This window comes from Micromonospora sp. NPDC051925 (genome assembly GCF_044548625.1).
Lineage (GTDB): Bacteria > Actinomycetota > Actinomycetes > Mycobacteriales > Micromonosporaceae > Micromonospora.
In genome coordinates this window covers 139037-152992 of sequence record NZ_JBIUCH010000019.1, presented here as the reverse complement: position 1 = coordinate 152992, position 13956 = coordinate 139037, and the positions used below count along the sequence as shown (strand labels likewise).

The window sequence follows — 13956 nt, the reverse complement described above, 5'->3', positions numbered from 1 at the left end:
TCACCAAACTCGTTGCCAGCGGGACACGTTGCTCCGGGAGCGCGGTGGCGGCTCAGGTCATCCCGAGTTCCTTGTCGATCAGGTCGAACACGTCGTCGGCGGAGGCTGTTTCGAGCCGGTCGACCAGGGTGGTGCCCGCGGTGGTGCTGAGGGTCTCGTTGAGCTTCGCCAGCAGCGACTGGAGCCGGACGGTGACCCGGTGGCGTTCGATCTCCTCGGGCGTCAGACCGGCGACGGTGACCTCCAACCGGTCCAGCTCGGCGAGCAGGCCACCGGCGGTGTCACCGGTGTAGCCGAGTTCGGCGCGGAGCTGGTCGGCGAGGGCGGTCGGGTTGGGGTGGTCGAAGACCAGGGTGGCGGAGAGCCGTACGCCGGTGGCGGCACTGAGCCGGTTGCGCAGCTCCACCGCGGTCACCGAGTCCATGCCGAGTTCCTTGAACGCGCGCTGCGGTTCGACCTGGTCGGCGTCGCCGTAGCCGAGGACGGCGGCCACGTTGGTGCGGACCGTGTCGAGCAGCAGGGCACGCTGCTCGGCCTCGGGCAGCGCGGCGAGCCGGTCGGCGAGCGCGGAGGACGACGCCGGGTCGTCGGTCTCGGCGGCCTCGGGCGCGGCGTCGGGCAGGTCGGCGAGCAGCGGCCGGTCCCGGGCCAGGGTGTAGATGGGGGCGAACCGGGCCCAGTCGATGTCGGCGACGACGAGGTGACTCTCGTCGTGGTCGAGGGCCTGCCCGAGGGCGCCGACGGCGAGCCGGGGGTCCATGACGCCGACGCCGAGCCGGTCGAGGTGCGCGCCGACCTCACCGCCGGCCATCCCGCCGCCGCCACCCCAGCTGCCCCAGGCGATCGAGGTGGCCACCGCCCCCCGGGTCCGCCGCCGGTGCGCCAACGCGTCCAGGTACGCGTTCGCCGTCGCGTACCCCGCCTGCCCGGCACTGCCCCACACCGCAGCACCCGACGAGAACAACACGAACGCGTCCAACGACCGGTCAGCCAACAACGCGTCGAGATGCACCGCACCCAGCACCTTCGCCCGGCACACGTCGGCGAAGTCGTCGAGGCTGGTCTCCCCCAACGGCACCTCGGGGTGCAGCACCCCGGCGGCGTGGAACACGGCGGTCAGCTCGTCGCCCAACTCGGCCAGGAGCGCGGCGACCGCGTCCCGGTCGGCCACGTCGCAGGCGACCACCCGTACACCGGGCAGCCGGGCGGTGAGTTCGGCCGCGCCGGGGGCGTCCGGGCCGCGCCGGCTGGCCAGCACGACCCGGTCCGCACCGTGCGCGATCAGCCATTCGGTGACGTGCCCGCCGACCCCGCCGGTGCCGCCGGTGACCAGGACGGTGCCGCTGGGTCGCCAGCGCCGTTCGGGTGCCCCGGTCACCGGACGACGGACCATCCGGCGGGCCAGCGTCCCGGCCGCACGCACCGCGACCTGGTCCTCGCCGCCACCGGTCAGCACGTCGGCCAGCCGGTCGACGGTGTCCGGCGTCCACTCGGCCGGCAGGTCGACCAGGCCACCCCACCAGCCGGGGTAGTCGAGGGAGAGCACGGTGCCCAGACCCCACAGGGCGCCCTGGGCGGGGTCCGTGACCGACTCGAACCGGTCGACGCCGACCCCGCCTGCGGTGACGCACCAGAGCCGCCCGGTGAAGTCGGACGCGGCCAGGGCACGCACCAACGACACGGTGGCGGTGATCCCGGCGGACAGGCCCACGCCCAGCGGATCGGGCCCGTCGTCCAGGGCGAGCAGGGAGAGCACCCCGGCGGGGGCCTCCCGGCCGGCGTGGTCGGTGCCGGTGACGGTGACCACCTCGGCCCCACGGGCGGCCAGCCCGTCGGCGAGCGTACGGAGCCGGTCGTCGCCGGCCAACGCCGCCGGGGCGACCACCCACCAGACGCCGGTCAGCGATCCGCCGGTGGGCAGTTCGGCCGGCTGCCACACCACCCGGTACCGCCAGCCGTCCACGGTGGCGACGTCGCGCTGCCGGGACCGCCACGACGTCAGGCCCGGCAGCACCTCGCCGACCAGCGCGGTGTCGACGCCGAGGCCGTCGGCGAGCACGTCGACGTCGGCGCGTTCCACGGCCTCCCAGAACCCGGCGTCGGTGCCGGCCACGGCCGGGGCGGCGGTGGTCGGGGCGATCCAGTAACGCTCGTGCTGGAAGGCGTAGGTGGGCAGGTCCGCCCGGCGGGTGCCGGGCAGGGCGGTGGCCCAGTCCACGTCGACGCCGCGCACGTGCAGTTCGGCCAGGGAGGTGAGCAGCCGGTCCAGGCCACCGTCGTCACGGCGCAGGGTGCCGGTGACCACCGTCGGGTGGTCCGCCGACTCCAGCGTCTCCTGCATTCCCATGCCGAGCACCGGATGCGGGCTGACCTCCACGAACCCGGTCCAGCCCTGCCCGGCGAGAGAGCGGATCGCCGGGTCGAACCGGACCGTGTTGCGGAGGTTGTCGTACCAGTAGCGGGCGTCGAGGGTGGCGGTGTCCACCCAGTCGCCGGTGACGGTGGAGAGCATCCGGATCGTCCCGGTACGCGGGTTGATCGGGGCCAGGTCCTCCAGCAGCCGGTGTTCCAGCGCCTCCACCTGGGCGGAGTGCGAGGCGTAGTCGACGGCGACCTGCTTGACCCGTACCCCCTCGTCGGTGAGCGTGGCGACGAGTTCGCGCAGCGCCTCCGGGGTGCCGGAGACCACCACCGAGCCGGTGCCGTTGACCACGGCGAGGGAGATGTCGCCCGCCCACCGGGCGATCCGCTCCTGTACCCGGTCGGCGGGCAGCCCGACGGAGACCATGCCACCCCGGCCGGCCAGCTTCTCGCCGATGGCGCGGCTACGCAGGGTGACCACCCGCGCCCCGTCGGCGAGGGACAGCCCGCCGGCCACGCAGGCGGCGGCGATCTCACCCTGCGAGTGGCCGACCACGGCGTCGGGTTCGACACCGTATGCCCGCCAGGTCGCGGCGAGGGAGACCATCATCGCCCAGAGGGCGGGCTGGACGACGTCCACCCACTCCAGCGACGGCGCACCGGGTACGCCGCGCACCACGTCGAGCAGGTCCCAGTCGACGTACGCGCGCAGTTCGGTGGCGCAGCGGCGCATCTGCTCGGCGAAGACCGGCGAGGAGTCCAGCAGGGCGGCGGCCATGCCGACCCACTGGGCGCCCTGGCCAGGGAAGACGAAGACGACCCGGCCGGCGGCGTCGGCGGTGCCGGTGACCGAGGTCGGGGCGGGCTGGCCGACGGCGACCGAGGCGAGCGCGGCGCGCAGCTGCGGCAGGTCCCCGCCGAGCACCACCGCCCGGTGGTCGAGCCGGGCTCGGCCGGCCAGCGTACGACCCACCGCGGCGGGGTCGGTCGGCGCGGCGTCCAGGTGGGACAGCAGCCGTTCGGCCTGGGCCCGCAGCGCCCGGTCGGTGTGCCCGGAGAGCACCCACGGCAGCACCGCCGGGGTGGCCGGCTGCTCGTCCTCCTCGGCCGGGGGCACCTCCTCCAGCACCACGTGGGCGTTGGTGCCGCTGATGCCGAACGAGGAGACCGCGCAGCGGCGGGCCCGGCCGGTCTGCGGCCAGTCGACCGGCTCGGTGAGCAGCCGCACGGTGCCGGGCGACCAGTCGACCTCGCCGCTGGGCTCGTCGACGTGCAGGGTACGGGGCAGCACCCCGTGCCGCATCGCCTGCACCATCTTGATCACCCCGCCGACCCCGGCGGCGGCCTGCGAGTGGCCGATGTTGGACTTGAGCGAGCCGAGCCAGAGCGGCCGGTCGGCGGGGCGGTCCCGGCCGTACGTGGCGAGCAGCGCCTGCGCCTCGATCGGGTCGCCGAGCCGGGTGCCGGTGCCGTGCGCCTCGACCGCGTCGATCTCCTGGCTGGCGAGCCGGGCGTTGGCGAGCGCGGCCCGGATGACCCGGCGCTGGGAGGGGCCGTTGGGGGCGGTGAGGCCGTTGGACGCGCCGTCCTGGTTGATCGCGGAGCCCCGGATGACGGCGAGCACCGGGTGGCCGTTGCGGCGGGCGTCGGAGAGCCGTTCCAGCACCAGCGCGCCGACGCCCTCAGCCCAGCCGGTGCCGTCCGCGGCGGCGGCGAACGACTTGCACCGGCCGTCGAAGGACAGCGCCCGCTGCCGGGAGAACTCCACGAACGCGGCGGGGGTGCCGATCACGGTGACCCCGCCCGCGACGGCGAGCGACGACTCGCCGGAGCGCAGCGACTGGCAGGCCCAGTGCAGGGCGACCAGCGACGACGAGCAGCCGGTGTCGACGGTGACCGACTGCCCTTCCAGGCCGAGGGTGTACGACAGCCGACCGGAGACGATGCTGCCGGCCCCCCAGCTGTCCGGGTAGTCGTGGTAGGCGACGCCGGTGAACACGGCGGTGGGGCTGCCCTTGAGCGACAGCGGGTCGATGCCGGCCCGCTCCAGCGCCTCCCAGGACGTCTCCAGGAACAGCCGCTGCTGCGGGTCCATCTCGGCGGCCTCGCGGGGCGAGATGCCGAAGAACGTCGGGTCGAAGGCGGCGGCGTCGAAGAGGAAGCCACCCTCCCGGGTGTAGCTGGTGCCGGGGTGGTCCGGGTCCGGGTCGTAGAGCCGGTCGAGGTCCCAGCCCCGGTCGGTGGGCATGCCGGAGATGGCGTCGGTGCCGGCCGCGACGAGATCCCACAGGGCGTCGGGCGAGTCGACCCCGCCCGGGTAGCGGCAGCCCATGCCGACGATGGCGATGGGCTCGGCGGCGCGCTCCTCGATGTCGCGGAGCCGCTCGCTGGTCTCGTGCAGGTCGGCCGTGACCCGCCGCAGGTAGTCACGAAGCTTCTGTTCGTTGGACATCAGGAACCCATTCGTGGACGGGGCCGGCAGAGCGGACGGATCATGAGGTGCCGAACTTGCTGTCGATGAAGTCGAAGAGGTCGTCGTCGGAGGCGGTGTCGAGGTCCTCGGTCACGCTGGCCACCTCGGCCGGGCGTTGACCGGCGGTCCAGGCCGCCAGCAGGGCCTTGAGCCGCTCCCCCACCCCGGCGCGGGTGCTCTCGTCCAGGGCGGCGACCGCGTCGGCGTCCAGGGTGGACAGCGCCGCCTGGAGCCGGTCGAGGTCGTCGAGCAGGGTGACGCCCCCGGCGTCGGCGGGCACCAGCTCGGTGAGCAGCTGCTGGGCCAGCTCGGTCGGGGTCGGGTGGTCGAAGACCAGCGTGGCGGGCAACCGCAGCCCGGTCTCGGTGGCGAGCCGGTTGCGCAGCTCGACGGCGGTCAGCGAGTCGAAGCCGGCCTCCTTGAACGCCCGCTCGGGGTCGACGTCGACACCGGAGGCGTACCCGAGGACGGCGGCGACCTGGTCGCGGACCAGCGCCAGGACGGTGTCCAGCCGGTCCGGTGACGGCATCGCGGCGAGCCGGCCGGCGAGGTCGGCGGTGCCGGCGACCGGGGCGGCCGGTTCGGTCTCCGGGTGGGCGTCGGGGAGCGCGGCGAGCAGCGGCCGGGGCCGGGCCAGGGTGTAGATGGGGGTGAACCGGTCCCAGTCGATGTCGGCGACGACGAGGTGGCTCTCGTCGTGGTCGAGGGCCTGCCGCAGTGCCCGGACGGCGAGCCGGGGGTCCATCGGCGGGGTGCCCTGCCGACGCAGGTGCGCGGTGGCCTCCCCGTCTGCCATGCCACCACCGGCCCAGCTGCCCCAGGCGACCGAGGTGGCCACCGCACCCCGGGTCCGCCGCCGGTGCGCCAACGCGTCCAGGTACGCGTTCGCCGTCGCGTACCCCGCCTGCCCGGCACTGCCCCACACCGCAGCACCCGACGAGAACAACACGAACGCGTCCAACGACCGGTCAGCCAACAACGCGTCGAGATGCACCGCACCCAGCACCTTCGCCCGGCACACGTCGGCGAACTCCGCCACGCTGGTCTCCGGCAGCGACTTCTCCTGGTGCAGCACCCCGGCGGCGTGGAACACGGCGGTCAGCTCGTCACCCAACCCGGCCAGGAGCGCGGCGACCGCGTCCCGGTCGGCCACGTCGCAGGCGACGATGTCGACGCCCGGGTGCCGGGCCGCCAGGTCGGCCGCGCCGGGGGCAGCCATCCCGCGCCGGCTGGCCAGCACCACCCGGTCCGCGCCGTGATCGATCAGCCACTCGGTCAGGTGCCCACCGATGCCGCCGGTGCCGCCGGTGACCAGCACGGTGCCGGTCGGCTGCCAGCGCCGTTCGGGGCTGCCGGCGGCCGGCCAGCGGACCAGCCGCCGGGCCAGCACCCCGGCGGTACGGACGGCCACCTGGTCCTCCGCCCCGGCGGCGAGGACGTCGGCGAGCCGCTCGACGTGCTCGTCGGTCCAGTCGGTGGGCAGGTCGACCAGGCCACCCCAGGAGTGCGGGTACTCCAGGGACAGCACGGTGCCGAGGCCCCAGAGCGCGCCCTGCGCGGCGTGCGGCAGGTCCTCGAACCGGTCGACGGCGACACCGCCCGCGGTGAGGCACCAGACCCGACCGGCGAAGTCGGTGGCGGTGAGCGCCTGGATCAGCGCCACGGTGTCGGTGACGCCGACGGAGAGCCCGGCGTCGGTGGCGTCGGGCCTGTCGTCGAGGGCGAGGAGGGAGATCACCCCGACGGGGGTGTCCCCGGCGGGCAGGTCCGTGCCGGTGACCGTGACGACGTCGGCGCCCCGGGCGGCCAGCCCGTCGGCGATGGCGCGTACCCGCGCGTCGCCGGTCGACGCCGCCGGTACGACGAGCCACCAGGTGCCGGGCAGTTCCCCGCCGCCGGGCAGTTCGGTGGAGCGCCACACCACCCGGTAACGCCAGTCGTCCACGGTGGACGCGTCCCGCTGCCGGGCCCGCCAGGCCGCGAGGCCGGGCAGCACCTCGGTGACCACGCCGGGGGCGACGCCGAGGCCGTCGGCGAGCAGGTCGGTGTCGCCCCGGTCGACGGCGTCCCAGAACCCGCCGTCGGCGGCGTCGGTGCCGGTTCCGGCGGTGGGATCGGGCTCGATCCAGTAGCGCTGGTGCTGGAAGGCGTAGGTGGGCAGGTCGACCTGCCGACCGCCGGGGTGGATGGCCGACCAGTCGAGGTCGAGGCCGGTGGTCCACGCCTGGGCCATCCCGGTGGCGTACCCGGTGACCTGGTCGCGGTCCCGGCGTTGCAGCGGAATGCAGGCGACGCCCTCGACGCTGTCGGCGGCCATCGCGGTGAGCACACTGTCCGGGCCGATCTCGATGAACCGGGTGACCCCGCGTTCCTTGAGCGCGGCGACCGCGTCGGCGAACCGCACCGTCCCCCGCACCTGACCCTGCCAGTACCCAGCACTACCCAACTCGCCGTCGGAAGCGAGATCACCGGTCGCCGTCGACACCAACGGAACACCCGCCGGACTGGCGACCACCCCGTCGAGCACCCGCCCGTACTCCGCCAGCATCGGATCCATCAGATGCGAGTGGAACGCGTGCGACACCCGCAACCGACGCGTCTTCACCTCAAGACGAGCCTCCAGGCCCGCAATCTGCTCCTCCGTCCCCGACACCACCACCGCACGAGGGCCGTTCACCGCCGCCACATCGACGCCATCGAGATCCAACTCATCCAGCGACGCCGCGACCGCCAACATCGCCCCACCGGCGGGCAACGCCTGCATCAACCCACCACGCGCCGCCACCACCCGACACGCATCTTCGAGAGACCACACCCCGGCGACGTGCGCGGCAGCCAGTTCACCGATCGAATGACCCGCCACGAAATCCGGCTTCAGACCCCACGACTCCGCAAGACGGAACAACGCCACCTCCACCGCGAACAACGCCGGCTGCGTCCACCCCGTCCGATCCAGAACACCATCCGGATCGGTGAACATCACCACCCGCAGATCACCACCCAACAACGGCCCGAACGCCGCACACACCTCATCCAGGGCAGCGGCGAACACCGGGAAGGCATCCGCAAGCTCACGACCCATACCGACCCGCTGCGCACCCTGACCCGTGAACAACACCGCCGTCCGACCAGCGGTCACCCGACCCGACAGACCGGTGCCGGCGGCCAGGGCCTCCAGGCCGGCGACCAGGGCCGTCGAATCGACGGTCAGGTCGGTGCCGGTGGTCGGGCCGGTGGGCAGGTCGGTGCCGGGGCGGCCGACGACCACGCCCCGGTGGTCCAGGGCCGCCCGGCCTGCGGTCAGCGAGTGCCCGACGTCCACCGGCCGTACGTCGGCGGGCAGGTCGTCGCGGAGCCGGGCGGCCTGCTCGGCCAGCGCACCGGCGGACCGGGCCGACAGCGGCCAGAGCACCACCGGCGGCTCGGGGGTCTCGACCGGCTCGGTGGCCTCGACCGGTGGGGCCTCCTCGACGATCACGTGCGCGTTGGTGCCGCTGATCCCGAACGAGGACACCCCGGCCCGGCGGGGACGGCCCCCGGCCGGCCAGTCGACCGGTTCGGTGAGCAGCCGGACGTCCCCGGAATCCCAGTCGACCTGCCGGGACGGCGTCTCGGCGTGCAGGGTGCGCGGCAGCGTCCCGTGCCGCATCGCCATCACCATCTTGATCACACCGGCCATGCCGGCGGCGGCCTGGGCGTGCCCCATGTTCGACTTGATCGAGCCGAGCCACAGCGGCCGGTCCCGGTCCCGGCCGTAGGTGGCGAGGAGTGCCTGGGCCTCGATCGGATCGCCGAGGGTGGTACCGGTGCCGTGCGCCTCGATCACATCCACGTCGGCGACGGTGAGCCGGGCGTTGGCCAGCGCCGCCCGGATCACCCGCTGCTGCGCCGGCCCGTTCGGCGCGGTCAACCCGTTGGACGCGCCGTCCTGGTTCACCGCCGAACCCCGGATCACCCCGTACACCCGGTGACCATTGCGCTGGGCGTCGGAGAGACGTTCCAGCACCAGCACCCCGACACCCTCGGACCAGCCGGTGCCGTCGGCATCGTCGGAGAAGGACTTGCAGCGGCCGTCGGGGGCCAGGCCCCGCTGCCGGCTGAACGCCACGAACGGGGTGGGGTTCGACATCACCAGCACCCCACCGGCGATGGCGGTGCCGCACTCCCCGGCCCGCAGCGCCTGGCTGGCCAGGTGCAGCGCGACCAGCGACGAGGAGCAGGCGGTGTCGACAGTCATCGACGGCCCCTCGAAACCGAAGGCGTACGACACCCGGCCGGATATCACCGACGCGGAACTGCCGGTGCTCAGGTACGCCTCCGACTCGGCGGGGGCGAGACCGAGCAGGTCGCCGTAGTCCTGGGCGCCGGAGCCGACGAAGACCCCGACCGGGCTGCCGCGCAGCGCCTCCGGGTTCATCCCGGCCCGCTCGCACGCCTCCCAGGTGACTTCGAGCATCAGCCGCTGCTGCGGGTCCATGGCGATCGCCTCGCGGGGCGAGATGCCGAAGAACTCGGCGTCGAACGCGCCCGCCTCGTAGACGAAGCCGCCGGAGCGGACGTAGCTGGTGCCGGGCTGGTCCGGGTCGGCGTCGAAGAGGGCGTCGGTGTCCCAGCCCCGGTCGACCGGGAACGCGCTGATCGCGTCGGTGCCGCTGTCGACGAGCCGCCACAGGTCCTCCGGGGACCGGACGCCGCCCGGGTAGCGGCAGCTCATCCCGACGATGGCGATCGGCTCGTCGGGGGTGAGCGGGGTGCCGCCGGGTACGGCGTCGGGTGTGGTGGCGGTGCCGACGAGTTCGTCGTACAGGTGGCGGGCCAGTACGGCAGGGGTCGGGTGGTCGTAGACCATGGTGGCCGGCAGCCGCAGCCCGACCGCCTCGCCGAGGGCGTTGCGCAGCTCCACCGCGGTCAGCGAGTCGAAGCCGAGTTCCCGGAACGGCCGTTGGACGTCCACGGTGGCCCCCGTGTCGTACCCGAGGACGGCGGCGACGTGGGTGCGGACGGTGTCCAGCAGGTACGGCAGCCGCTCGGCGTCGGGCAGACCGGCCAGTACGGAGGTGTCGCCCGGCGCGGCCGGCGCGGCGGCCACCGGGCCCTGGTGGGCCTCGGGGAGCGCGGCGAGCAGTGGCCGGGGTCGGGCCAGGGTGTAGATCGGGGCGAACCGGGCCCAGTCGATGTCGGTGACCACGAGGTGGCTCTCGTCGTGGTCGAGGACCTGCTGTAGCGCACCGAGGGCGAGGCGCGGCTCCATCGGCGGGGTGCCCTGCCGCAGGAGGTGTTCGGTGGCCTGGTCGTCGACCATGCCACCACCGCCCCAGGTGCCCCAGGCGACGGAGGTGGCGGTCCGGCCCCGACGGCGGCGCTGGTGGGCGAGGGCGTCGAGCCAGGCGTTGCCGGTGCCGTAGGCGGCCTGCCCGGCGCTGCCCCAGACGGCCGCGCCGGAGGCGAACAGGACGAACGCGTCGAGCGGCCGGTCGGCGAGCAACGCGTCGAGGTGGGTCGCGCCGAGCACCTTGGCCCGGCACACGGCGGCGAAGTCGTCGAGGCTTGTCGCGTCGAGCGGGGCGGGGTCGTACAGCACCCCGGCGGCGTGGAAGACGGCGGTCAGCTCGTCGCCGATCCCGTCGAGCAACGCGGCGACCGCGTCCCGGTCGGCCACGTCGCACGCGACGACCTGCACACCGGGCAGCCGGGCGGCCAGGTCGGCCGCGCCGGGGGCGGCCGGGCCACGCCGGCTGGCCAGCACGACCCGCTCGGCGCCCTGGTCGAGGAGCCACTCGGTGAGGTGCGCGCCGATACCGCCGGTGCCGCCGGTGACCAGCACGGTGCCGGTGGGCCGCCAGCGCCGGTCGGGGCTGCCGGCGACGGGCCAGCGGACCATCCGTCGGGCCAGCACCCCCGCGGCACGCAGGGCGACCTGGTCCTCGCCGCCGTCGGCGAGCACGTCGACGAGGCGGTCGAGGGTGGCGGGCGTCCAGTCGGCGGGCAGGTCGACCAGGCCACCCCACCAGCCGGGGTGGTCGAGGGAGAGCACGGTGCCGAGGCCCCAGAGCCCGGCCTGCGCGGCGTGCGGCAGGTCCTCGTAGCGGTCGACGGCGACACCGCCTGCGGTGAGGCACCAGAGCCGGCCGGTGAAGTCGGCGGCGGCGAGGGTCTGCACCAGTCGTACGGTGCCGGTGACCCCGGCGGACAGCCCGGCGTCGTACGGGTCCGGGGTGTCGTCGAGGCCGATCAGGGAGACCACCCCGGCGGGGGTGCCCCGACCGGCGATCGCGGTGCCGGTGAGGTCGGCGGCGTCGACCTGGACGACGGTCGCGCCCCGGGCGGTGAGCGCGTCGGCCACGGCGGTGGCCCGGGGGTCGTCGGCGAGCACGTCCGGCGTGACGATCCACCAGTTCCCGGTCAGCTCCGGGCCGGTGGGCAGGTCGGCGGCCCGCCACACCACCCGGTACCGCCAGCCGTCGGTGGCGGTGGCCGGCGCGGCGGTGGGGGCTTCCAGCCAGTAACGCTGGCGGGCGAAGGCGTAGCGGGGCAGGTCGACCTGCCGCGCGCCGGGGTGCACTGTCGTCCAGTCGAGGTCGACGCCGCTGACCCAGGCTCGGGCCATCCCGGTGGCGTAGGCGGTGACCTGGTCGTGGTACCGGCGTTGCAGCGGGATCGCGACGGCGTCCGTGGCGCACTCCCCGACCATCGCGGTGAGCACGCTGTCCGGTCCGATCTCGACGAACCGGGTCACCCCGCGGGCGGCCAACGCGGCGACCGCGTCGGCGAACCGCACCGTTCCCCGCACCTGCCCCTGCCAGTACCCGGTGCTACCCAACTCGGCGTCGGAGGCGAGGTCACCCGTAGCGGTGGACACCAACGGAATGCCGGCCGGGGCTGCGGTCACCCCGTCGAGGACCCGGCCGTACTCGGCCAACATCGGGTCCATGAGCTGCGAGTGGAACGCATGCGACACCCGCAACCGGCGCGTCTTCACCTCAAGACGAGCCTCCAGGCCGGCAATCTGCTCCTCCGTGCCGGAGACCACCACCGCACGAGGGCCGTTCACCGCCGCCACGTCGATGCCGTCGAGGTCCAACTCGTCCAGCGGCGCGGCGATGGCCAGCATCGCCCCACCCGCCGGCAGCGCCTGCATCAGACCACCACGCGCCGCCACCACCCGACACGCATCCTCGAGAGACCACACCCCCGCAACGTGCGCGGCAGCCAGTTCACCGATCGAATGCCCGGCGACGAAGTCCGGCTTCAGACCCCACGACTCCGCAAGACGGAACAACGCCACCTCCACCGCGAACAACGCCGGCTGCGTCCACCCCGTCCGATCCAGAACACCATCCGGATCGGTGAACATCACCACCCGCAGATCACCATCGAGCAACGGCGCGAAGGCGGCACACACCTCATCGAGAGCCGACGCGAAAACCGGGAACGCCGCCGCCAACTCACGACCCATCCCCACCCGCTGCGCACCCTGACCGGTGAACAACACCGCCGTCCGACCACCGGCCACCCGACCCGATACGCCGGTGCCGGCGGCAAGAGAGGTCAGGCCGGCGGACAGCTCGGTCGCCTCCCGGCCGACCGCCACGCCCCGGAACTCCAACGCCGCCCGGCCAGCGCCGAGGGAGAACCCGACGTCCACCGGACGCGCGTCGGTGCCGGCGGCGAACTCCGCGATGCGGGCGGCCTGGCGGGCGAGTCCTTCGGTGGAGCGTCCCGACACGGGCCAGAGGGTGACCGGCGGGGTCGGTCCCGGCTCGGTGTCCTCGACGGGCGGTGCCTGCTCGACGATGAGGTGCACGTTGGTGCCGCTGATCCCGAACGAGGACACCCCGGCCCGGCGCGGCCGGTCCACCGCCGGCCAGTCGACCTGTTCGGTGAGCAGCCGGACGTCCCCGGAATCCCAGTCGACCTGCCGGGACGGCGTCTCGGCGTGCAGGGTGCGCGGCAGCGTCCCGTGCCGCATCGCCATCACCATCTTGATCACACCGGCGACCCCGGAGGCGGCCTGGGCGTGCCCGATGTTCGACTTGATCGAGCCGAGGAAGAACGGCTGCTCCCGGCCCCGGCCGTAGGTGGCGAGCAGCGCCTGTGCCTCGATCGGATCGCCGAGGGTGGTGCCGGTGCCGTGCGCCTCGATCACATCCACGTCGGCGACGGTGAGCCGGGCGTTGGCCAGCGCCGCCCGGATCACCCGCTGCTGCGCCGGCCCGTTCGGCGCGGTCAACCCGTTGGACGCGCCGTCCTGGTTCACCGCCGAACCCCGGATCACCCCGTACACCCGGTGACCATTGCGTTGGGCGTCGGAGAGCCGCTCCAGCACCAGCACCCCGACACCCTCGGACCAGGCCGCGCCATCGGCACCGTCACCGAAGGAGCGGCACCGGCCGTCCGCGGACAGCGCGCGTTGCCGGCTGAACTCGACGAAGAGCTGCGGAGTGGCCATCACCGCGACGCCACCGGCCAGGGCCAGGCCGCACTCCTCCTTGCGCAGCGACTGGCAGGCCAGGTGCACCGCCACCGACGACGACGAGCAGGCGGTGTCGACGGTGATCGCCGGCCCCTCCAGGCCCAGGTGGTAGGCGACCCGACCGGAGACGAGGCTGCCGGAGGTGGTGCTGTCGACGTAGTCGTGGTGCATGACCCCGACGAAGACGCCGGTGGCGCTGCCCTTCATGGCGACCGGGTCGATGCCGCCGTGCTCGAACGCCTCCCAGGACGCCTCCAGCAGCAACCGTTGCTGCGGGTCGGTCTCCACCGCCTCGCGGGGGCTCATCCCGAAGAAACCCGGGTCGAAGTCGGCCGCGTCGTAGAGGAAACCGCCGTGCCGGGTGTAGCTCTTGCCGGGCTTGCCGGGTTCCGGGTCGTAGACGCCGTCGACGTCCCAGCCCCGGTCGGTGGGGAAGCCGGAGATGGCGTCGGTGCCGTCGAGGACGAGCTGCCAGAGGTCCTCCGGCGACCGGACGCCCCCGGGATAGCGGCAGCCCATGCCGACGATCGCGATCGGCTCCTGGTCCCGACCCTCCACCTCACGCAGCCGCCGGTTGGCCTGTTGCAGTTCGGCGGTGGCGCGCTTGAGGAAGGTACGGAGCTTGTCGTCGTTCGCCATCGTTCACACC

Annotated in this window: 2 protein-coding genes; both read right to left on the bottom strand. The window is 74.1% G+C overall.

What is annotated here, in order from left to right; genetic code table 11:
• Positions 1-52: 52 nt before the first annotated feature.
• On the bottom strand, positions 53-4843 hold the full coding sequence (locus tag ACIG87_RS24650; RefSeq protein WP_396853577.1) for a type I polyketide synthase: 4791 nt from the start codon (positions 4841-4843) through the stop codon (positions 53-55).
• A 10-nt stretch (positions 4844-4853) separates the two neighbouring features.
• The gene (locus tag ACIG87_RS24645; RefSeq protein ID WP_396853558.1) at positions 4854-13946 is read right to left on the bottom strand and encodes a type I polyketide synthase; all 9093 of its coding nucleotides are present in this window, start codon (positions 13944-13946) and stop codon (positions 4854-4856) included.
• Positions 13947-13956 lie beyond the last annotated feature (10 nt).

Bases quoted from the DNA above. Each gene is read 5' to 3' on its own strand.
- ACIG87_RS24645 (WP_396853558.1), bottom strand. From the start codon at position 13,946: ATGGCGAACGACGACAAGCTCCGTACCTTCCTCAAGCGCGCCACCGCC.